At 61.1% G+C, this 21,757-nt stretch carries 17 protein-coding genes and 2 pseudogenes; 7 read left to right on the top strand and 12 right to left on the bottom strand.

The window, feature by feature from the left end; genetic code table 11:
* Positions 1–11: 11 nt before the first annotated feature.
* Together ACM6IK_RS09075 and ACM6IK_RS09070 are read right to left on the bottom strand one after the other, a co-directional pair.
* On the bottom strand, positions 12–1,631 hold the full coding sequence (locus tag ACM6IK_RS09075) for an FMN-binding glutamate synthase family protein (protein ID WP_414874030.1): 1,620 nt from the start codon (positions 1,629–1,631) through the stop codon (positions 12–14).
* Between the two features lie 165 nt (positions 1,632–1,796).
* A complete protein-coding gene (locus ACM6IK_RS09070) occupies positions 1,797–2,597 on the bottom strand; it encodes a response regulator transcription factor (RefSeq protein ID WP_414874029.1) in 801 nt (266 codons plus the stop codon).
* Positions 2,598–2,721: 124 nt separating this feature from the next.
* Here ACM6IK_RS09070 and ACM6IK_RS09065 point away from each other — a divergent pair, with 124 nt between their 5' ends.
* Positions 2,722–3,543, top strand: a complete 822-nt coding sequence (locus ACM6IK_RS09065; protein ID WP_414874028.1) for a carbon-nitrogen hydrolase family protein — start codon at positions 2,722–2,724, stop codon at positions 3,541–3,543.
* Between the two features lie 240 nt (positions 3,544–3,783).
* A complete protein-coding gene (locus tag ACM6IK_RS09060) occupies positions 3,784–5,109 on the top strand; it encodes an APC family permease (protein ID WP_414874027.1) in 1,326 nt (441 codons plus the stop codon).
* 70 nt (positions 5,110–5,179) lie between these two features.
* Here the strand turns inward: ACM6IK_RS09060 and ACM6IK_RS09055 are convergent, their stop codons facing one another.
* From ACM6IK_RS09055 to ACM6IK_RS09040, 4 genes are read right to left on the bottom strand one after another with little or no spacing between them, the layout of a single operon-like run.
* On the bottom strand, positions 5,180–6,994 hold the full coding sequence (locus ACM6IK_RS09055) for a DAHL domain-containing protein (RefSeq protein WP_414874026.1): 1,815 nt from the start codon (positions 6,992–6,994) through the stop codon (positions 5,180–5,182).
* Positions 6,991–7,995 (bottom strand): cytochrome-c peroxidase, encoded by a 1,005-nt coding sequence (locus ACM6IK_RS09050; protein ID WP_414874025.1) that lies wholly within the window; start codon positions 7,993–7,995, stop codon positions 6,991–6,993. Before ACM6IK_RS09050 ends, ACM6IK_RS09055 begins: the two co-directional genes overlap by 4 nt.
* A complete protein-coding gene (locus ACM6IK_RS09045; RefSeq protein WP_414874024.1) occupies positions 7,992–9,866 on the bottom strand; it encodes a putative bifunctional diguanylate cyclase/phosphodiesterase in 1,875 nt (624 codons plus the stop codon). The genes ACM6IK_RS09050 and ACM6IK_RS09045 overlap by 4 nt, the downstream gene beginning before the upstream one ends.
* Positions 9,863–12,127, bottom strand: a complete 2,265-nt coding sequence (locus ACM6IK_RS09040; RefSeq protein ID WP_414874023.1) for an EAL domain-containing protein — start codon at positions 12,125–12,127, stop codon at positions 9,863–9,865. Before ACM6IK_RS09040 ends, ACM6IK_RS09045 begins: the two co-directional genes overlap by 4 nt.
* Before the next feature lie 211 nt (positions 12,128–12,338).
* Here ACM6IK_RS09040 and ACM6IK_RS09035 point away from each other — a divergent pair.
* The 4 genes and pseudogenes from ACM6IK_RS09035 to ACM6IK_RS09020 all read left to right on the top strand — a co-directional run.
* Positions 12,339–12,464: pseudogene (locus ACM6IK_RS09035) on the top strand (HD domain-containing phosphohydrolase); the annotation flags it as partial.
* 89 nt (positions 12,465–12,553) lie between these two features.
* Positions 12,554–12,988 (top strand): NUDIX hydrolase, encoded by a 435-nt coding sequence (locus tag ACM6IK_RS09030; protein WP_414874022.1) that lies wholly within the window; start codon positions 12,554–12,556, stop codon positions 12,986–12,988.
* 65 nt (positions 12,989–13,053) lie between these two features.
* Positions 13,054–13,170, top strand: a pseudogene (locus tag ACM6IK_RS09025) (LysE family translocator); the annotation flags it as partial.
* A 2-nt stretch (positions 13,171–13,172) separates the two neighbouring features.
* Positions 13,173–13,670, top strand: coding sequence for a GNAT family N-acetyltransferase (locus ACM6IK_RS09020; RefSeq protein ID WP_414874021.1), 498 nt, complete (start codon positions 13,173–13,175; stop codon positions 13,668–13,670).
* 121 nt (positions 13,671–13,791) lie between these two features.
* Here the strand turns inward: ACM6IK_RS09020 and metR are convergent, their stop codons facing one another.
* Positions 13,792–14,709: a transcriptional regulator MetR gene (metR, locus tag ACM6IK_RS09015; RefSeq protein WP_007985733.1), complete on the bottom strand. Its 918-nt coding sequence runs from the start codon at positions 14,707–14,709 to the stop codon at positions 13,792–13,794.
* Between the two features lie 241 nt (positions 14,710–14,950).
* Here metR and ACM6IK_RS09010 point away from each other — a divergent pair, with 241 nt between their 5' ends.
* Positions 14,951–15,985, top strand: coding sequence for an alpha/beta fold hydrolase (locus ACM6IK_RS09010; protein WP_414874020.1), 1,035 nt, complete (start codon positions 14,951–14,953; stop codon positions 15,983–15,985).
* A gap of 125 nt (positions 15,986–16,110) precedes the next feature.
* On the opposite strand, the gene ACM6IK_RS09005 is transcribed toward ACM6IK_RS09010, so the two are convergent.
* The 5 genes from ACM6IK_RS09005 to ACM6IK_RS08985 form a co-directional block, all read right to left on the bottom strand.
* Positions 16,111–17,439: a sigma-54-dependent transcriptional regulator gene (locus ACM6IK_RS09005; RefSeq protein WP_414874019.1), complete on the bottom strand. Its 1,329-nt coding sequence runs from the start codon at positions 17,437–17,439 to the stop codon at positions 16,111–16,113.
* Entirely contained in the window at positions 17,436–19,337 is a 1,902-nt protein-coding gene (locus tag ACM6IK_RS09000; protein ID WP_414874018.1) for a sensor histidine kinase, read from the bottom strand. The genes ACM6IK_RS09005 and ACM6IK_RS09000 overlap by 4 nt, the downstream gene beginning before the upstream one ends.
* Before the next feature lie 181 nt (positions 19,338–19,518).
* Positions 19,519–20,253, bottom strand: a complete 735-nt coding sequence (locus ACM6IK_RS08995; protein ID WP_007985725.1) for an amino acid ABC transporter ATP-binding protein — start codon at positions 20,251–20,253, stop codon at positions 19,519–19,521.
* Positions 20,250–20,921, bottom strand: coding sequence for an amino acid ABC transporter permease (locus ACM6IK_RS08990; protein WP_414874017.1), 672 nt, complete (start codon positions 20,919–20,921; stop codon positions 20,250–20,252). Before ACM6IK_RS08990 ends, ACM6IK_RS08995 begins: the two co-directional genes overlap by 4 nt.
* Complete coding sequence (locus ACM6IK_RS08985) at positions 20,921–21,667, bottom strand: amino acid ABC transporter permease (protein ID WP_223458269.1); 747 nt, start codon at positions 21,665–21,667, stop codon at positions 20,921–20,923. Before ACM6IK_RS08985 ends, ACM6IK_RS08990 begins: the two co-directional genes overlap by 1 nt.
* Positions 21,668–21,757 lie beyond the last annotated feature (90 nt).

Below are 21,757 nucleotides of genomic sequence, written 5' to 3'. Positions count from 1 at the left end.
GGGCGGCGAGGTCATGCGGCCGCTATTTCACTGGGCTCGAAACTGTCCGCCCGCGCCATTTGCCACATCCGCGAGTAGAACTCGCCGTTCACTTCGCCGGTCAGCAACTCGCCCGGCTTGAGGAACACGTGCAACTGCGAGAACAGTTTGATCTCGGTCGCCGACATGCGTCGCACCAGATGCTTGGCGGACAACTGCGAGGGGTGTTCGAGGCCGGCGGCGGCGAGCATTTCCGCCAGGGCCTTGAGGGTGTTGCGGTGGAAGTTGTAAACCCGCTGGGCCTTGTCCGGTACCACCAGCGCGCGCTGGCGCAGGGTGTCCTGGGTGGCGACGCCGGTCGGACATTTGTTGGTGTGGCAGCTTTGCGACTGGATGCAGCCGATGGCAAACATGAAGCCGCGCGCCGAGTTGGCCCAGTCGGCGCCGATGGCCAGCACGCTGGCGATGTCGAAGGCGCTGACGATCTTGCCGCTGGCGCCGAGCTTGATCTTGTCCCGCAGGTTCAGGCCCACCAGGGTGTTGTGCACGAACAGCAGGCCTTCGCGCATCGGCACGCCGATGTGATCGGTGAACTCCACCGGCGCCGCGCCGGTGCCGCCTTCCTTGCCATCGACCACGATGAAGTCCGGAAGGATGCCTGTCTCCAGCATGGCCTTGGCGATGCCCATGAATTCCCATGGATGGCCGAGGCAGAACTTGAAGCCCACCGGTTTGCCGCCGGACAGTTCACGCAGTTGTGCGATGAAATGCATCATTTCGATTGGCGTGGAAAACGCACTGTGGCGCGACGGTGACACGCAGTCTTCGCCCATCGAGATGCCGCGGGTTTCGGCGATTTCCCGGGTGACCTTGTGCTTGGGCAGGATGCCGCCATGGCCGGGCTTGGCGCCCTGGCTCATCTTGATTTCGATCATCCGTACCTGCGGCGTTTGCGCTTGCGCGGCGAAGCGTTCCGGGTCGAAGCGACCGTCGCTGGTGCGGCAACCAAAGTAACCGCTGCCCAGTTCCCAGGTCAGGTCGCCACCGTTTTCCCGGTGATAGGGGCTGATGCTGCCTTCGCCGGTGTCATGGGCGAAATTGCCGAGTTTGGCGCCCTGGTTCAACGCGCGGATGGCGTTGGCGCTGAGGGAACCGAAACTCATGGCCGAGATATTGAACACCGACGCCGAATACGGCTGGGTGCACTGCGGCCCGCCGACGGTGACCCGGAAACTGCTCGGGTCGCTCAAGAGCGCGGGGCGCATGGAATGGCCGATGAATTCGAAACCCGACTGGTACACGTCGATCAGCGTGCCGAAGGGTTTGTCGGCGGTTTCGTTCTTGGCCCGGGAGTAGACCAGCGAGCGCTGGGCCCGGGAGAAGGGCAGGGCGTCGCTGTCGGATTCGAGCAGGTACTGACGGATTTCCGGGCGGATGCCTTCGACCAGGTAGCGGATATTGCCGAGGATCGGGTAATTGCGGCGCACCGCGTGGGGACTTTGCAGCAGATCGAACAGGCCGATCAGGCTGAGGACGGCGGTGACGGCGGTTATCGGCCAGAGCCAGTCGTATTCAAGAAACGGCAGGCTGGCGAGGGTGAAGATCACGCAGACGGCAAAGAAGGCGTAACGGCTCAGGAGTGACAGGCTCATACGGTTTCCTTGGGTTCGGACTCAATAAATTTGGCTAAACACAAAACACTGTGGGAGCGAGCCTGCTCGCGATGGCGGCGGGTCAGTCAACATCAATGCTGAATATGAAACCGCTATCGCGAGCAAGCTCGCTCCCACAGAAAAGCAAAGCAATCCACATGCTGTTCAGGCATTTTGTGCCTGGAGAAAAATCGAAAACAGCTCGGACTGGGATTTGATCCCCAGCTTGCTGTACATGTGTTTCTTGTGGACCTTCACGGTTTCGACCGAGATTTCCAGCTTACGGGCGATTTCTTTACTGGAGCAACCGCTGAGCATCAAACGCCCGACATCCAGCTCCCGGGCCGTCAACTGCGCGCCTTTGAGTTGCTGCACCGAGGCCTCCAGCTGTACCCGCCAATCGGCTTGCGCTGGTGCAGGGGCCAGGGCCACGACCTCGTTGATTTCATAGGGTAGACGTTGGCGCAACAGGCCGAGCACCCACGGCTGGATCAACGACAACAAGGCAATCTGCTGGCCGCTGAAGCGCTGCGTGCTACCCAGCGACAGGCACAGCGTGCGCTCGCCCTCAAGCTGACAATTGAACTGGATTTCGTCGGCCACCACATTCAGACGAAAGTAGCGCTGGTAATACTCGGTCAGCTCGAAGTGCTCCGGGGCCACTTCGGACAGGCGATACAGCCCGGTGCGCGATTGCTCGCGGCAGGCGATGTAGAAGGGGTCGAGCAGATACAGGCCGCGCAGGTAATCCTGGAACAGTTGATCAGGGCTGCCATCCTCGCCGGGGCACTCGGCAAACACCTGCGGGCGCTGGTCGGCACTGAAAAGCAGGGCCACCCAGCTGTCGAAGGGCACGTACTGGTCCAGCAACCGGACAAGCTGGGTCCAGAAATTGGGCTTGTCCAGGGCGTCGATCAGTTGCCCCACCGAGCGGTGCCAGGCGATGTCGTCCAACGAGAGTGTCATGCATCTACCCCTATCGTGTTACCCCAGCGGCGTAATTCCCCGCCCGGTTGCTTGCTGCGCATACTGGCGCACAGACACCGACCGGGCAATCTTTCTGCCGCCCGGCCCATGACAAGGAATACCCATGAAGGTCGAACTCGCCCAATTGGCAGGCCGTGACAACGACACGGCTTACAACCTCGAGCGCACCCTGGCGGCCATTGCCGCGAGCGCTGCCGATACGCAACTGATTCTGTTCCCTGAAGGCCACTTGATGGGTTTCCCTTCGGCGCAGTCCGTGGCCGAGGTGGCCGAGGCGTTGGACGGGCCGTCCGTCAGTGCGGTGATCGCCGCCGCCCGCCAGCGCGATATCGCCGTGGCCATCGGCATGGCCGAGAACGACAACGGCCGTTTCTACAACACCACGCTGCTGATCACTCCTGAAGGCATCGCGCTGAAATACCGCAAGACGCACTTGTGGGCTTCGGATCGCGGGGTCTACGAGGCGGGCGATCGCTACGCCACTTGCCTGTGGAACGGCGTGCGCGTGGGCCTGCTGATTTGCTACGACATCGAATTCCCCGAAAGCGCTCGCGCCCTGGCGCAGTTGGGCGCCGAATTGTTGATCGTCACCAACGGCAACATGGACCCGTACGGCCCGACCCACCGCACCGCGATCATGGCCCGCGCCCAGGAAAACCAGGCGTTTGCGCTGATGGTCAACCGGGTGCAAGAGGGTGACGGTGGCTTGTTGTTTGCCGGTGGCAGCGCATTGGTCGATCCGCTGGGCACCTTGTTGTTCGAAGCCGGACGCGAGGAAGGGCAGTTCGCGGTCGAACTGGACCTGCACCGGTTGACGGCGGCGCGCCAGGATTATCGGTATCTGGATGATCAGCGGCTGAGGTTGCCGGGGGAGGTGGTTGAGCAGGTTGGCGGGGTGCGGGAGCTGCTGATTCCTGTGCGCTGATCCGGATTGCTTGTCGACCGGGCTGACGCCATCGCGAGCAAGCTCGCTCCCACAGGGGGACTTCAGTGGATTCAGGTTTTGTGAACGACACAAATCCTGTGGGAGCGAGCTTGCTCGCGATGGGGTCCTGACAGACGACACACCTGTTTGACCATTCACCCAAGAACAACAACACAACACCCGTAATTTGCGCCGAACTCGGCTCTGCCATAAATCCAATAAAATTCGGAGTAGTCGCTCATGGCTCGTTTGCAACGCACCCTGTCACTGGGGTCGGTGGTGCTGTTTGGCATCGCCTATATGACGCCGATCATTGTCCTCGGCACCTTTGGCATCCTTGCCCAATCCACCGCCGGCATGGTGCCGGCCGCGTACCTCGCGGCGCTGGTGGCAATGTTTTTCACCGCCATGAGCTACGGGCGCATGGCCTCGGCATTCCCGGTGGCCGGCTCGGCCTACAGCTATGTGCGCAAGGCCATCAGCCCGAAACTCGGGTTCATCGCCGGTTGGGCGGTGCTGCTCGATTACCTGTTCCTGCCGATGGCGATCTGGCTGATCGGCGCGGCCTACCTCAACTCCGCATTCCCGGCGGTGCCGCAGTGGATCTGGGTACTGGCGTTCATCGGCATCACCAGCGCGATCAACATCGTCGGGCTGAAACTGGCCAATGGCATCAATGCCTTGCTGATGCTGGTGCAGTTCCTGGTGCTGATCGCCTTCGTCGCGTTGTGCGTGCATTACGTCGACGGCGATGCGAGCACGCCGTTGTGGTCGATCAAGCCATTCTTCAATGGCGACATGCAGATGCCGTTGATCATGAGCGGCGCGGCCATCGCCTGTTACTCGTTTCTCGGTTTCGACGCGGTCAGCACCCTGACCGAAGAAACCCGCGATCCACGGCGTACCATTCCCCGGGCGATCATGCTGATTACCCTGATCGGCGGGCTGGTTTTCGTCGGCGTGTCGTACTTCGTGCAGATCGCCCATCCGTCGTTCCAGTTCGACAGCGTCGACTCGGCAGCCTATGAAATTGCCCGCAACATTGGTGGCGACCTGTTCGTTTCGATCTTCCTGATCGGCCTGATCGTCGGCCAGTTCGCTTCGGGGCTGTCGGCCCAGGCCAGCGGTTCGCGGCTGCTGTATGCCATGGGCCGCGACGGGGTGCTGCCGAAAGCGTTTTTCGGCACCTTGCACGAGCGCTTCGGCACGCCGATCAACAGCATCCTGCTGTGCGCGGTGGTGGCGTTGCTGGCACTGAAACTGGACGTCACCACCTCGACCTCGTTCATCAATTTCGGCGCGTTCCTGGCGTTCAGCCTGGTCAACCTGTCGGTGATCTTCCATTACTGGATCGGTGGCGAGAAAAAAGGCCCGCGCGAATTCGTGCTGTTCCTGCTGTTCCCGTTCATAGGTCTGGTGGCGGATTTGTGGCTGATGGTCAGCCTCGATCATCTGGCGGTTTATCTGGGGTTGAGCTGGCTGGCGATTGGCGTGGTGTACCTGGCGGTGTTGACCGGCGGTTTCCGTCGGCAGCCGCCGGAGATGGATTTCCAGGAAGCGCTCTGAGGCGCCGTCAGGCGGCCGGTCGGGTTTGGCGTAGCGGAAGTTGTACGCGAAATGTAGTACCGGCCCCCAGTTATGCGTTCTCCGTTACGGTGATCAGCGGTATCTGCAAGGTAAACAGCGCGCCCAGGCCCGGACCGTCGCTGTGGGCGGTGAGGTGGCCGTTCATCTCGATGGCCGCCAGCGCGCAGCTGTGCAGGCCGAAACCATGACCTTCCTTGCGGGTGGTGAAACCGTGGGCAAAAATCCGCGTCATATTTTCCGGGGCGATACCTTCGCCATCATCCCTGACGCTGATTTCCAGGAAAGTGTCGTCGATGATTCGCACACCGAGGGTCAATTCCCTTGACCGGTTGCCGAGGTCGGACATTGCGTACTTGGCATTGCTGATCAGGTTGATCAGGATCAGCAGCAAGCGGTGCTTGTCAACCATCACCTGAGGCACCTCGCTGTATTCCCTGATCACGGTGACGTGGTGCCGGGTCAGCGCACCGGCATTCATGTGCAGGGCGTCCTCGAGCAGTTCGCTGATGTACAGCGGTTCCGTCATGCTGCTGGTACCGGCATAGGATTGCTGGGTGGCAACGATGTCCTTGATGTGGTCGACGCTCTTGCTCATCAGCCCCAGTTCGTCGGCCATTTCCTGCTGTTCCTGGGCAATGGCGTCGACCAGTTGATTGAGATAACCGGGTAGCAGCTTGCCCTTGTCGTCCTGAGTCAGGAAATGCCCAAGGTCTTGCGGGTGTTCGTTAATCAGTTGCATTGCCTTGCCCAGGCCCTGGGTCTTGCTGCTGCGAAGCTTTCGCGCAATCAGGTCGGAAGAGATGTTCACGCTATTGAGCACGTTGCCGACGTTGTGCAGCACATTGGTCGCGATTTCGGCCATGCCGGCCTGGCGTGCGGCGTCGAGCAGTGCGCTCTGGGCATTCCTGAGCTCGCGGGTACGCTCCTCGACCCGTTGTTCGAGCACGTCGTTGGCGGTCTGCAAGGCCGAATTGACCCGATTGATCTCGGCGAAGCTGCGGATCAGGCGGATGGTCAGCCAGATCAATACCAGCACCAGCAAGACGGAAAGCAGCAACAGGTAGAAATGGTACTGCTTGTCGGTCTTCTCGGCTTGTTGCTGATCACGGTCAAGCATGCTGGTGATGTTGTCCAGACGATCGGCCACCGGAACCGCTTCGATCTCTTCGAGCAAGCCGTTGACGATCGGCTGCTCACGCAAAATCAAGGCAACGTGATTGCTCAGGACCCTGATCGGGGCGTGAAATTCCACGGGCAAGCGCTGCATGTTCACCGTCAGTTTGCTCAGCCCCACCTGAATGTCGGCGGCCTTGTCGGCGGAGGTGACCTGCGCGAACTCCAGGGCGCTGAGCAACAGGTCATAGGTGTCGGTGGCGATGTTCTGCACTTGCAGCTTGTCGAGGTCAGGCAGGTTGGACAGTTGCGCCTGGATGTCGTCCTCGGCGGTGGGCAGGAAGGCCAGGGAGTTGCGCAACAAGGCGTTGTGCGACTTGAACCGCTCCACCAGATGGGTCTTTTCCTGCATCGCCTGCAGAAAACCCTCGTGGGCATCGTCCCATTGCCGTGAGTTGTTGCGGCCATGGCCGGACTCCATGGTGTCGAAGCGTTCCCACAGCCGGTTCATCTCGTTCATGGGGGAAACCAGAGGGTCGTAGTTGTGCGAAATCGCCACCCTGGATTTGAGGATCTCGGTTTCCCACCGTGAGTCCTGCTGTTTGATCTGGCGTACCAGATCCCGGGACTCGGTGTATGCCACGGTCCGTGCCGAGCTGGATTTGAGGTAGAGAAAGACCAGTGCGGAAGCCAGGGTCACGGCGATGATCCCGAGAAACAGCAGGCTGGCGCGACGAGAAATTTTTCTCATGGCTGCCCCTCCCTTTTTCCGCTCAGGGTCTTGAGGAACTTGATGATCAACGCTTTGTCTTCCGCGCTCGGCATGCGCCCCAACTGATACTGGAACATGACGTCCACGGCTCTTTCGAGGGTGGGCGCCGAGCCGTCGTGAAAGTAGGGGGCGGTCAGCGCGACGTTGCGCAGGCTCGGGACCTTGAACACCGAGCGATCCGCTTCGTCACCGGTGATGTTGAACCGTCCCTGGTCGGCCACGGTCGGGTTGCCGCGATCGGCGATGTAATCACCGAACACCCCGAATTTCTGGAACATGTTGCCACCGATGTTCACGCCCTGATGACAGGCAATGCAGCCGTAGTCCTTGAAGCGCTGATAGCCGTATTTCTCCTCGAGGGTCAGGATGTCCGTATTGCCCAGCAGGTATTGATCGAAACGGGATCCGGGCGTGAGCAAAGTGCGCTCGTAGGCGGCCAGGGCGCCCTGTATGTTGGTCTTGGTCACTGCATCCGGGTACGCCGCGCTGAAGCCTGCGCGGTAGTCTGCATCTTCGGAAATCCGCCGGACGATGGTGTTCCAGTCACTGCCCATTTCGTGGGGACTGGTAATGACCACGTTGCTCTGCGCCTCGAGGGTTTCGACGCGACCGTCCCAGAACTGGCGAAAGTTGAGGCTGGCGTTGAACACCGTCGGCGTGTTGATCGATACCGGTTGTCCATCGAAGCCGAGGGAAAATGCGCGGGTGTCGGCCCCGCTCTTGTCCAGTTGATGACAACTGGCGCAGGACAGGGTGTTGTTGACCGACAGGCGCGGATCACTGAAGAGCCTGCGACCGAGTTCGACCTGATTGGGGTTCTGTTTCGGTATCTCGGGCAAAGGTTTGAGCGGTTCGTCCAGCGGCGCGGCACCGGCGACTGCGCAGAAACCGTAAAGCAGCAGCGCAAGCGCTCGATGCGCAAGGGGCACAGGCGATTGCCTGGAAAACTCGACGCCGGGCTGCAGTTTCTGGCTGTTCATGAGTCGTCTCGCTGTTCCGCCCATCCGACGGCCAGCAGCCGCGCAAAAGCGTCTGCCGGCAAGGCCTTGCTGAAGTAGTAACCTTGGCCTTCCTCACATTGATGGGCCTTGAGAAACGCCAGTTGTTCCTCGGTCTCGATGCCTTCGGCGACGACATTCAGTTCCAGGCTCCTGCCCAGGCTGATGATCGCGCCGACCAGGGCGGCATCGTTGGTGTCATTGCTCAGGCCGCGAATGAACGACTGATCGATTTTCAGCACATCGATGGGGAACCGGCGCAGATAGCTCAAGCTGGAATAGCCGGTGCCGAAGTCATCGATGGCCAGCCACACTCCCAGCGTCTTGAGCCGGTGCAACGCGGTCATGGTCGCCTCGACGTTCTGCATCAGTACACCTTCGGTTATTTCCAGTTCCAGCAGGCAGGGGGGCATTCCCGTCTGTTGGAGTATCTGTTCGATGCCTTCGACGAAATCACGTTGACGAAAGTCGATGGCCGATGTGTTGACCGACATGCGGATCGCCGGCAGTCCGGCTGCTTGCCAGCGTCGTGTCTGGCGACAGGCTTCGGCCAATACCCACTTGCTCAGTGGCACGATCAGGCCGCTGTCTTCGGCCACGGGGATGAACTCGGAAGGATAGATCCAGCCACCCCCGGGTTTTTGCCAGCGCACCAGCGCCTCGGCACCAACCACCCTTCCGCTGCGCAGTTCGATTTTCGGTTGGTAGTGCAGGACGAATTCGTGCTTTTGCAGGGCCTGACGAATACCCGACTCGATGCTCTGCTGCTCCCGGGCACGCTGGTTCATGGCTTCGATGAAAAAACCGATGTCGTTCGGGCCGCTTTCCTTGATGTTGCGCATGGCGGATTCGGCTTTTTTGATCAGGTCAATGGCCTCTAACCCGTCATCGGGATAAATGCTGATGCCCAGGCTGGCGGTGATGCTGATCTCCTGGCCGGCGATCGACTGTGGGCTACGCACGGCACTCAGCAGTTTTTCGGCGATGCCACGGGTCTGCTGGGGGTGGTTGATGTCGCTGAGGATCACCACGAATTCATCGGCGCCATAGCGAAAGACCGAGTCGGTCTCTCGTACGTACTTGAGCAGTTGTTGCCCGACCCGTTTGAGCATTTCGTCCCCGGCCGGGTGGCCCAGAGCGTTGTTGATGCGCTTGAACCGGTCGAGCCCGAGAAACATCACCACCAGATGCTTGTCATGGCGTCGGCAAGTGGCCAGCGACTGGCTCAGTCGATCACCCAGCAATGTGCTGTTGGGCAGCCCTGTGAGGGCGTCGTACTGTAGCAGGTGCGACACCTTGAGCAGTTCGTGGACCCGTGCCTCGATGGTCTGCTCAAGGCTCAACAACTTCAGCGCCGCGTCCTGTGCCAGCTGCCATTTCCAGGTCAGGGCATTGGCCATCTGGCGGATTTCCAGGGTGTCGAAAGGTTTTTTCAGAATCAGTAACTGGTCACCGAACTCCAGTCGTTCGGCCATGGCCTCCCAGCTGTAGTCGGTATAGGCGGTGCACAAGGCAATTTGCAGGTTCGGGTCGGCATTCCAGAGGTGTTCAATGGTTTCCAGGCCGTCCCAGCCGGGCGGCATACGCATGTCGATAAATGCCAGGGCATAGGGGCGGCTATCGGCCAGTGCACGTTCGACCAGCTCCAGGGCTTCCTTGCCCTGGTAGGCGGAGTCGATCTGGAAGGTGAGACGTGGTGATTGCCGAGTCCCGAACAGTGAGTGTTCGAGGCTGTCCAGTTCCACATCGTCGCTGGTGTCCGGGGTGAGGATCTTGCGAAAGTCGGCATGGATCGCCGGTGCATCGTCAATGATGAGAATACGTCGGTTGGTCGGGGGGAAAATTGCTTTCATCCCTCATCCTCCCTGGAGGACGGGGGACCTATGCTCCCGTCCTTGAGCAGTCGGGTCGCTTGTTCAGGATTCACGGCCTCGCTGAAGTAGAGGCCTTGCGCGCTTGATAGCGGGGCGGCTGACTCTGGCGTGCGGGGCCGATCCGACGGCTGGACGCCTTCGGTAATGATGCCGATACCCAGGTCCCGGGCGAAGTTGACGATTGCCCGCAGGCCGTTGGCGCCAGCCGCATCCTGGGTCGCGCCGTCGATAAAGGATTGGTTGAGCTTCAGGTGATTGACCCGGTAGGTTTTCAGGTAATCGAATGATGAATATTCGGTGCCGAAATCATCGATGGCGATTTTCACCCCCAGCTCACGCAGGCGTGGCAGTACATCGTTTTGTGTCCACTTGGTTTGCGCCAGAGTCGCTTCGGTCACGTCGAAACGCAGGTCCCAGGGGGCGAGCTCCCATCGCGCAGTGGTGCGCAGCACGTCGTAAATGAGTTCCGGACCACTCTTGAGCTGCGCCAGGGACAGTTTGATCGCCATCACGGGGGGCGCCATTCCCTCGTTACGCCACAGGCTCATCTGCCGGCAGGCCTGATCCAGCACCCAGCGTCCGAGAGGGATGATGGCACCGGTCTTTTCCGCCGCGGGCACGAAAGCCGAGGCCGGCAGCTCGCCGCGCCGGGGATGGCACCAGCGCACTTGCGCTTCCATGCCCAGGATCCTGCCGCTGTGCATATCCACTTCCGGAACGTAATGCAGCGCCAGTTCATCGCGCTCGATGGCCTTCATCAAGTCATTGGCGATGGCCATGCGCTCGGCCACCTCCTGGGTGATCTCCTGCGAGTGGAAGTGATATTGGTTGCGGCCCATTTCCTTGGAACGGTACAGCGCCATGTCCGCCTGGCTCAGCAGGCTGTCGGCGTCGAGGCAGGCGACGCTGTAGGTACTGATGCCGATGCTGACTGAAATATGCAGGGCATTGCCGGCGAGGTTGTACGGCGTCAGCAGTGCATCGCGGATATTGGCCGCCATGGCGGCGGACTGGGTCGGATCGCTGACGTCCAGTTGCAGGATCGCGAACTCGTCTCCGCCCAGGCGTGCCACCACATCGTTTTCCCGCACGCCGGATTTGATGCGCCGGGCCACTTCCTGCAACAGCAGATCGCCCACCGGGTGGCCGAGGGTGTCGTTGATCCGCTTGAAGTGATCCAGGTCCAGATAAAATACCGCGAATGCCTCTGCGCCTCGGCGTGCGGCAGCAAAGGCCTGATGCAGACGTTCGATCAGGGTGGTGCGGTTGGCCAGGCCGGTGAGCCCGTCCGTGCGGGCGAGCAAGGCCATTTTTTCTTCGGCCAACCGGCGTTCGGTAATGTCGAGAATGATTCCCTCGACTTCCAGCAGGCGACCGTCATGGTCGCGTACGGGAATGTAGCGGTTCTCCACCCAGCGCCATGCACCCTGGCCGGTGCGCAGGCGAAATTCAATCGAGGCGCCCAGCGCATGGCGGTCCAGCACCCGGGCCATGGCCGCATCGACACTGGCCTGATCTTCCGGGTGGATCAACTGCTGGGCCCAGTTGGCCGAGCTCACCAGATCGGCGGCAATGTGACCGTAGCGGGTGATGTTATGGGAAATGTACATCAGCGGAAACGACGGCTCGCCACGTAACCGGTAAAGGATGGTCGGGCTGTTCTGCACGATGATATTGGCATCGGACAGTTCCCGGGTGCGTTCCTGGACCGCTTGTTCCAGCAGGTTCATCTTGAGCGCGGCGTCTTCGGTCATCTGCCATTTGACCGTGAGGGCGCTGGCCATCTGGCGTATCTCAATGGCGTCGAAGGGTTTCTTCAGAATCAGCAGGCGGTCGTTCAGCGCCAGTCGTTGATCGATGTCCTCCCAGGAGTAGTCTGAATAGGCGGTGCACAGCGCCACCTGCAATTTGGGATCGACCTGCCACAACCGTTCGATGGTCTCCAGGCCGTCCCAGCCAGGCGGCATGCGCATATCGATGAATGCCATTGCATAAGGACGATCATCCGCCAGGGCGGCCTCGAGCTTGTCCAGGGCTTCGCGGCCCTGAAACGCCGAGTCCAGTTCAAAATGTTGGGTCTGCGTGGTGGACCGGGTGCCGAACAGGAGGCTTTCGGTTTGTCCCAGACTGTCGTCTTCGACAGTGACCGGGCTGAGTATCTTGGCGAAATCGGCATGAATCGACGCGGTGTCGTCTACGATGAGTATGCGGCGATTGATTTGCGGCAGCCGGAAATTCATTGATCGGCACCCGCCGGGGTGCGCACGTTCAACTTCGGGAGCATCCTTTTTCCCTCCACAGGCCTGCTTGCGGGCCGGTTATATCATTCAGTGTGTGAGCATAGTTGTCAGTTCGTCACTTCGCCTGTCGGGTTCAAGGCGATGATTTGCGCCCGTGGCGGAAAATTCATCCAGCCTGTCATTCAGGCATGGGCAAGAAAGGACGTAGGCCCGCGCCCGCTATCGTGGCTATCCGAAGCAGAGCGAATCGCTACTGATGACCCTGGCCCCGATGAAGGATGCGGCGCGGTTGATCCTGCACCATCAGGAACGCTGGGACGGCAGCGGTTTCCCCGACCGGCCCCGCAGCGGCTTCAGGCCAAGGCATGACGGCGGACGGTCGGACATGGGATCCTTGTGATTTCCATCAGGCTCCATGGCTGACACATGACATCTGCATCCGCTGTTTCACCGCGTATTATCCATATCGCCGCTGCCCTGCTGATCGGCCTTGATGGCCGCACACTGTTGGTACGCAAGCGTGGCACCACGGCGTTCATGCAGCCGGGTGGCAAGATCGAGCCCCATGAATTGCCGGTTCATGCGCTGGCCCGTGAGCTGGAAGAGGAGCTGGGGCTGGACATCGACCCGGCGCAGGCCGTTTACCTCGGTCACTTCTCGGCGCCGGCCGCCAACGAGCCGGGTTTTGTCGTCCACGCCGAGCTATTTCAGCTGAGTATTGATTCAAACGTCACCCCGGAGGCAGAGATCGAAGAAGTGATCTGGATCGACCCGGCCACCGACGGCGATCTCAGCCTGGCGCCATTGACACGGGACCTGATCCTGCCGTTTTATCGGGCATCGCTGACCGCGATCGCCTGAACATTACGCAAAGGACCTCGCCCATGATCCCGCCTTCAGGACCTGCTGATTTTTGCCGCTGCCGCGTTGCATCCTGGTTCGTCAACAACCCGACCTGGCTGGCGATGCAGCACTATTTCATGGGCTTCGTGTTGTCCGGGCTGGCACTGCGGCTGATGCTTGAGCAAAAACGGATGGCTTGAGCATGTGGATCGAACGACTGGATGCCAGCCATGCCCTGGGCTACCGGGCGCTGATGCTCGAAGCCTACGACCTGCACCCGCAGGCCTTCACTTCGAGCGTGCGCGAGCGGGCGGCAATGCCGCTGGACTGGTGGGAGGCGCGCCTGACGGGCAAGCTGGACCTGGTGCTCGGGGCGATCGAAGAAGGTCGGTTGGCCGGCATCATCGGCCTCGCATTCGAGACTCGGGAAAAGGCCCGGCACAAGGTGACACTGTTTGGCATGTATGTTTCACCGACGGTCCGCCAGCGCGGGCTCGGTTATCAACTGGTTCAGGCGGCATTGGCCGAGGCGCAGAGCCATGCGGGGGTGCGCCTGATCCAGTTGACCGTCACCGCCGGCAACGATGCCGCGTTCAACCTCTACCAGCGCTGCGGTTTCGTCCAGTTCGGCCTGGAACCGATGGCGGTGCGGGTAGAGGAGGATTACTTCGACAAGATCCACATGTGGCGCGAACTCTGAAGTCACCGCAGAACCCTGTAGGAGCGAGCCTGCTCGCGATGGCGGCGTGTCAGTCAATGCAGATATTGAATGTCGGACCGCTATCGCGAGCAGGCTCACTCCTACAGGGATTTTTGTTGCTCTATCGAACTGCGCTGACTCCATCCAATGTCGAAAACGACGTGTCCTTGGCCGTCAGCAGGAAGTCGCGCATGTACGGCGCATCCAGCATGTCGGCGCGGATCGCCGCATACAGTGTGGCGAACAAACCCTTCTCCCCCAGCCGCTTGGCCTTCACATAACCCCGTGAGCTGTATTCATGCAGTGCCCAATGGGGCATGCCGCACACGCCACGACCGCTGGCCACCAGTTGCATCATCATCACCGTCAGTTCCGAGGTGCGGACCTGGGCCGGTTCGATGTCGGCGGGTTCGAGGAAGCGGGTGAAGATGTCCAGCCGGTCCCGTTCCACCGGGTAGGTGATCAAGGTTTCCGGGAGCAAGTCTTCCGGGACGATGTAGGCCTTGCTGGCCAGGCGGTGCTGGTTGGCCACCGCGAGCATCGCTTCATAAGTGAACAGCGGTACATAGGTGATCCCGGCCAGATCCACCGGGTCGGAGGTCACCACCAGGTCCAGATCGCCACGGGCCAGGGCTGGCAGGGGAGCGAAGGAGAAGCCCGAGGCCAGATCCAGTTCGACTTCCGGCCAGGCGTCGCGGAACTGGTCGATGGTCGGCATCAGCCACTGGAAGCAACTGTGGCATTCGATGGCCATGTGCAAGCGCCCGGCGGTGCCACCGGCCAGGCGACTGATGTCTCGCTCGGCGGCGCGCAGCAGCGGCAGGGTGGCGTCGGCCAATTGCAGCAGGCGCAGACCGGCGCTGGTGAAACGCACCGGTTTGGTCTTGCGCACGAACAGCGGCATGCCCATGCGCTCCTCCAGCTCCTTGAACTGGTGAGACAGGGCCGACTGGGTCAGGTGCAGGCGATCGGCCGCATCCACCAGGCTGTCGGCTTCGCGCAAGGCGTGCAGGGTCTTGAGGTGACGGATTTCAAGCACCGGGGGCTCCATGAGGAAAACTTGTCGATAAATCGAAAAGGTTGAGTTTGTCTCATGTTGGGTTGGCTGTCGACAGAAGTGCCCTCTTTTACACAGGAGCCTGCTCGCGGTGAACGATAACGCGGTCCTGAAGACGACCGCCCGGCACTCTTCATCAAACTGTCATGGAACTGTGGCAGCGCGCTTGAACAAACTTCATCAGACTCGCGCTCTACTGGGGTTCTGCGTTTTGGTGTTTTTCATGGGTGCTTCATTCTTTTCACGAATCGTATTGTTGGCCGCGCTGCTGTTCGGCCTGCCGTCCCTGGCGGCTTCGCGTTGTGACGTCGATGTTCCGACCGAACGGGTGGATCTGGCCCAGGTAAGCCTGGCGTACCAGAGCATCGGCCGTGCGTCGGACCCGGCCTTGCTGCTGGTGATGGGCCTGGGCGGGCAGTTGATTCACTGGCCGGACGAGGTGGTGGTCGCCCTGTGCCAGCAGGGCTTCCGGGTGATCCGTTATGACAACCGCGATGTCGGCCTGTCGACCTGGCGGCAAGCGCCGGCCGAAGCCAACCTGACCTTCGAAGTGCTGCGCTACAAACTCGGATTGCCGGTGTCGTCGCCGTATTCGCTGACCGATATGGCCGATGATGGCCTGGGGCTGATGGACGCTTTGCACATCGATCAATTCCACGTGTTGGGCGCCAGCATGGGCGGGATGATCGCCCAGCACATGGCGGCCATGGCACCGCAACGGATCGAGAGCCTGACCCTGATCATGACCACCTCTGGCGCCGAAGGCTTGCCAGCACCGAGTGCGGCGCTGGTGCAGTTGTTGTCCCGGCGCGGTGCACCGAGCCGCGAAGTGGCCCTGGAGCAACAGGCCGACTTGCTGGCGGCGCTGGGCAGCCCGATGGTCACCGATGATCGTCAGGTGCTGCTGCATCAGGCGGCGCTGTCCTATGACCGGGCGTTCAATCCCGAGGGCGTGAAACGCCAGATCATGGCCATTCTCGCCGAGCCGAGCCGGGTGGCGTTGCTCAATCAGTTGCGGGTGCCGGCGCTGGTGGTGCATGGCACGGCCGACCCGTTGTTGCCGGTGATGCACGGGGTGCATCTGGCGGCGCATCTGCGCGGCAGCCAATTGATCCTGATTCCCGGCCTGGCCCATCGCTTCCAGGAGGCGTTCAAGGCGCCGTTGCTGGCGGCGGTGTTGCCGTATTTGCGCGAGCACCGTGAAGACACTTCGCACTGGGCGCAGATCGAGCCGGTGGCCGATCGCAACCTTCTCTAACCCCCCCCCCCGATCACCTGTAGGAGCGAGCCTGCTCGCGATAGCGGTGTTTCAGCCAACGATGATGTCGACTGATCCGGCGCTATCGCGAGCAAGCTCGCTCCCACAGGAGAATGCATGGTCCATCAGTGGCTTAGCCCGTATTTTTTCACTTTGTCGAACAGCGTGGTCTTGGCCATGCCCAGTTCCTGGCTGGCCTGGGTCAGGTTGCCGCCGCTGCGTTGCAAGGCATCGCTGAGCAGGTTGCGCTCGAACGCTTCCACTGCTTCGGCAAAGGCCAGGCCTTGATTGCCAGCACCGGCACCGGTTTTCTTGAACGCCGGCAGGCCCAGGGCAAAGCGCTCGGCAATGTTGCGCAGTTCACGCACGTTGCCCGGCCAGTCGTGGCTCATCAGGTTCGAAACGGTCTGGTTGTCCAGCTCGGGCACCGCGCGGTCGAAGCGCAGGGACGACTGCTGCAAAAAGTGTTCGAACAGTTGCAGGATGTCCTCACGGCGTTCGCGCAATGGCGGCAGTTCCAGGGTCACCACGTTGAGGCGGTAGTACAGGTCGCTGCGGAATTCGCCGGCCTTGCTCGACTCGACGAGGTCGGATTTGGTCGCCGCGATCACCCGGCAATCCACCGCTACGCTCTGGTTCGAACCGAGGCGTTCGAGGGTGCGTTCCTGCAATACCCGCAGCAATTTGATCTGCAAGGGCAGGGGCATGCTTTCCACTTCGTCGAGGAACAGCGTGCCGCCGTCGGCGTGTTCGATCTTGCCGATCCGCCGTTTGCCCGCGCCGGTAAAGGCGTTGGCTTCGTGGCCGAAGATTTCGCTTTCGAAGAGGTTCTCCGGCAGGCCGCCGCAGTTCAAGGCGACGAACTGCTTGGTGTGCCGCCGGCTGAAATCATGCAGGCAGCGCGCGACCAACTCCTTGCCGGTGCCGGTCTCGCCTTCGATCAGCACGTTGGCCGAGGTATCGGCGACGTTGGCAATCAGCTCCCGCAGGTTCTGCATGGCCGGCGAGCGTCCGATGATCCGCCCTTCGAGGGAGTCGCGTTCGGCCAGTTGCCGGCGCAGCGACGACACTTCCCGTGCCAGGCTGCGTTGCTCCAGGGCGCGGCGGGCCACGTCCACCAGGCGCTCCGGAGAGAACGGCTTTTCCATGAAGTCGTAGGCGCCTTTCTGCATCGCGCCGACGGCCATGGAAATGTCGCCGTGCCCGGTGATCAGCACCACCGGCAGGCTGCGGTCGCGGGCCTTGAGCCGGGTCAGCAATTCCAGGCCATCGATGCCCGGCAGGCGAATGTCGCTGACGACGATGCCGGCGAAATCGTCGCCGACCCGCTCCAGGGCTTCTTCGGCGCTGCCCACGCCAATGCAGGGAATGTCTTCCAGGGTCAGCGCCTGTTGGCAGCCGAGCAGCACATGGGGGTCGTCTTCGACGATCAGTACACTAAGGTCGTTGTTCATATTGGCTCGGCGGGAGTGGGGCTTACCAACGGTAAACTGAGGACGAATGCGGTACCACCGCTGGACGGGTGCTCGACACCCAGGTGACCGCCGGTGGCGGCGGCCAGGCTGGCGGAAAGGGTCAGGCCAAGGCCCAGGCCCTGTTCGCCGGGTTTGGTGGTGAAGAAGGGTTCGAACAGGTGCTTGCGCGCTTCGGCGTCGACGCCATGGCCGTTGTCACGCACGCGCAGGCGGTATTTGCCATCGTACGCTTCGCCTTCGAGCCACAACTCGGGTTGCGGTTGTGCTTGCATGGCGTCGAGGGCGTTGCCGATGAGGTTGACCAGAATCTGCTCCAGACGGGTCTGGTCGATCTGCACCTGCACAGCTTCGAAATCGCGGTGCAATTGCAGAGGGGTGTTTTCCACCCGTGCACTGTGCAATTGCAGGGCCGCGTCCACCGCTTTGCCGAGGCAGGCCTGGCCCTTGTCGTCACCGCGCCGGGCGAACGAGCGCAGGCTGGCGGTGATCCGGCCCATGCGGTCGATCAGTTCGTTGATGGTCTTGAGGTTGGTGCTGGCCACATCGAGCTGGCCACGTTCGAGGAAGCGCACGGTATTGCCGGACAAGGTGCGCAGCGCCGCCAGCGGCTGGTTCAGTTCGTGGGCGATGCTGGTGGACATCTGGCCGATGGCCGCGAGTTTTCCGGCCTGCACCAGTTCATCCTGGGCACGGCGCAAGGTCTCTTCGGCGAGCCGGCGCTCGCGGATCTGGCCCTTGAGCCGTTCGTTGCTGGCGCGCAGGTCGGTGGTGCGTTCGGTAATCCGACGCTCCAGCTGGTTGTTGGCTTCCTGCAAGGCTTCCCGGGCCGCGAGACGGGTGGCGATGACCTTGCGCCGCTCGTTCCAGGCGATCAACAGAAAGGCACAGAGGGCAAATGCCACGGCCACCAGAATCCCCTGGTTGATCGCTTCGCGGCGCAAATCCTGGAGCGGCGTGAGCAGGGTGAAATTCCACGGCGTATCGCTGAGCGGCCGGGTTTGCGCCAGGTAACTGATGTTTTCATCGTCGGACGCCAGTTCGCTGTTGGCCGGGAACGTGAGTTTTTCCACGCCTTCGGACAGAATTTCCCGGGCCAGCGGCTGCAGTTCATTGAGCGGGAACCAGTAGTACTGCAGGCTGCGGGCGAGTTTTTCCTTGGTTTCTTCGCTCAGCGGCACCACCGATTTCAAACGCCGAGCCGGATCGCTGGAGAGAATGATGATGCCGTTCTCGTCGCTGACGAAGGCTTCCAGGCGCGCCCGCTGCCAGCGTTCTTCCATGGCTTCCAGGCGTACCTTGACCACCGCGACGCCGATGATCTTGCCGTGTTCTTCCAGGCCATGGGCCAGGTAGTAACCGGGTTCGCCGTTGGTACTGCCGATGCCGTAGAAGCGCCCGGGCTGACCGCGCACGGCGTTCTGGAAATAGGCGCGAAAGGACAGGTCTTCACCCAGGTAACTGTCGACATCGCGCCAGTTGCTGGTGGCCATGACGCGACCGGTGGTGTCCATCACGTAGATGGCCCGACTGCGGCTGCGCCGGTTCAGGCCTTCGAGGTAATCGTTGACCGTTTGCCGGTGTTCCGGGGTCGGGTCGGCCAGCAACTGCGAAACGCTGGTTTCGAGCTCCAGCAGGCTGGGCAGGTAGGTATATTTGCTGATTTCGCTTTCGACGGCACGGGCGTGCAGTTCCAGCTGTCGCTGGCCGTTCTCGCCAAGGCTGCGAATGCCATAGTGCTCACTGACCCAGAAGCCGATATAGCCCAGTCCGATCATCATGGCGATGATCAGCGGTGGCAGGAACAAATGGCGAATCAGACGGGGTTTCACGGCGAGTGATGGCATTGCTGCGCGATAAAGATTGGGGTCGCATTTCATCACAGATGCCTTGGGTCAACCACCACACAAATCTGCAAGCCCACGCCGCCCCCTGTGGGAGCGAGCTTGCTCGCGATGACTTCATCACAGTCAACATTGATGTTGAATGTCAGTCCGCTATCGCGAGCAAGCTCGCTCCCACAGGGGGGGCGGTGCGGCTTCTGGCTATTGCCCAGTGCTTTTAGTGCTGCAGAATCTTGTTGAGGAAGTGCTGCGTACGATCGGCGCGGGCGTTGATGTCGCCGAAGAACTCCTCTTTCTTGCAGTCTTCGATGATCTTGCCGGCATCCATGAAGATCACCCGGTCCGCCACTTTACGGGCGAAGCCCATTTCGTGGGTCACGCACATCATGGTCATGCCTTCGTGGGCCAGTTGCACCATTACGTCGAGCACTTCGTTGACCATTTCCGGGTCCAGCGCCGAGGTCGGTTCGTCGAACAGCATGACGATCGGGTCCATCGCCAGCGCACGGGCAATCGCCACACGCTGTTGCTGGCCACCGGACAGTTGGCCCGGGTGCTTGTGGGCGTGAGCCGACAGGCCGACGCGCTCGAGCAGTTGCAGGCCTTTCTTGGTGGCCTCTTCCTTGCTGCGGCCCAGCACCTTGATCTGCGCGATGGTCAGGTTTTCGGTGATGGTCAGGTGCGGGAACAGCTCGAAGTGCTGGAACACCATGCCCACGCGCGAACGCAGTTTCGGCAGGTTGGTCTTCGGGTCGGCGATGGAGGTGCCGTCGACCACGATGTCGCCTTTCTGGAACGGTTCCAGGGCGTTGACGCACTTGATCAGGGTCGATTTGCCGGAACCGGATGGCCCGCACACCACGATCACTTCGCCTTTTTTGACCTCGGTGCTGCAATCAGTCAGTACCTGGAAGTCCCCATACCACTTGTTGATGCTTTTGATAGAGATCATACGGCGAACCTTTTTTGCAGACGCTTGACCAGCCGCGAGGCGGCAAAGCTGATGGTGAAGTACACGAGGCCGGCGAAAACCAGGAACTCATTGGAGCGGCCAATGATGTCGCCACTGGCGCGCGAAGCATTGAGGAAGTCCACCAGGCCGACGGCGTAGACCAGCGAGGTGTCCTGAAACAGGATGATGCTCTGTTGTAGCAACAGTGGGGTCATCTTGCGGAATGCCTGCGGCAGGATGATCAGACGCATCATCTGGCCATACGTCATGCCCAGCGCCTGGGCAGCGCCCATCTGGCCCTTGGGAATCGACTGCACACCGGCACGGACGATTTCGCAGAAGTATGCCGCTTCGAACATCATGAAGGCCACGATGCAGGAGGCGAACGCGCCGATCGGCGTGTCTTCGCCGGTGATCCAGCGCAGCACGAACGGCACCGCCAGGTAGAACCAGGTGATGACCAGCAGCAACGGGATCGAACGGAAATAGTTGACGTAGGCGCCCGCGATGTTCGACAGCACTTTGCTGTGGGACAGACGCATCAATGCCAGGAGGGTGCCGAGGATGATCCCGCCGACCACGCCCATGGCCATCAGCTTGAGGGTCATGATCATGCCGTTCCACAGGCCCGGCAGGGACGGGATGATGCCCGAGAAGTCGAATTCCATCATTTACCCCCTACGGAAATCAGGCCCGGCACGGCGACTTTCTTCTCGACCATGCGCATCAGCAGCATCAGGCTCATGTTCAGGGTGAAGTAGATCAGCGTGGCCAGGGTGAAGGCTTCGAACAGGTTGGCGGAAAACTCGGCAGTCTGTTTGGTCTGCGCCAGCAGTTCCATCAGGCCGATCAGCGAGGCCACGGACGTGTTCTTGAAGACGTTGAGGAATTCCGAGGTAAGCGGCGGAATGATGATCCGGTAGGCCTGGGGCAGCAGCACGTTCCAGTAGATCTGCGGCAGCTTGAAACCCATGGCGCGGGCCGCGGATTCCTGGCCTTTTGGCAGGGCCTGGATGCCGGTACGCACCTGTTCGCAAACCCGGGCGGTGGTGAACAGGCCCAGGCACACCACGACACTGAGAAAGGCCGAGGTGGTCGGGTTCAGATCCTGCTTGTACCACTCTTGCAGGTCCGGCGGCAGCAGGTCAGGTACCAGGAAGTACCAGATGAACAGCTGAACCAGCAGCGGCACGTTACGGAAGAGTTCGACGTAGCAGGTGGCGATGCCCGATACGATGCGGTTCGGCACGGTACGCATGACGCCCAGGATCGAGCCCAGTGTCAGGGCGATGATCCAGGCCGCGATGGCGATGCCGATGGTCCAGCCCAAACCGGTCACGTACCAGTCGAAATAGGTCTCGCTGCCCACGCCGGTGGACTTGAAGAACACGCCCCAGTCCCAGTTGTAATTCATTAGGGTCTCCCCTCAGTTCAATCGATGTGCAAGTGCCCGCTTGGGGGAAGCTCCGTTCCCGCCTGCCTTGAGGGACAGGCACACGCGCCC

This window comes from Pseudomonas sp. IT-196MI5, assembly GCF_949767415.1.
Taxonomy (GTDB): Bacteria; Pseudomonadota; Gammaproteobacteria; order Pseudomonadales; family Pseudomonadaceae; genus Aquipseudomonas.
The sequence above is the reverse complement of the archived record's forward strand: the minus strand, read 5'-3'. Positions and strand labels throughout refer to the sequence as shown.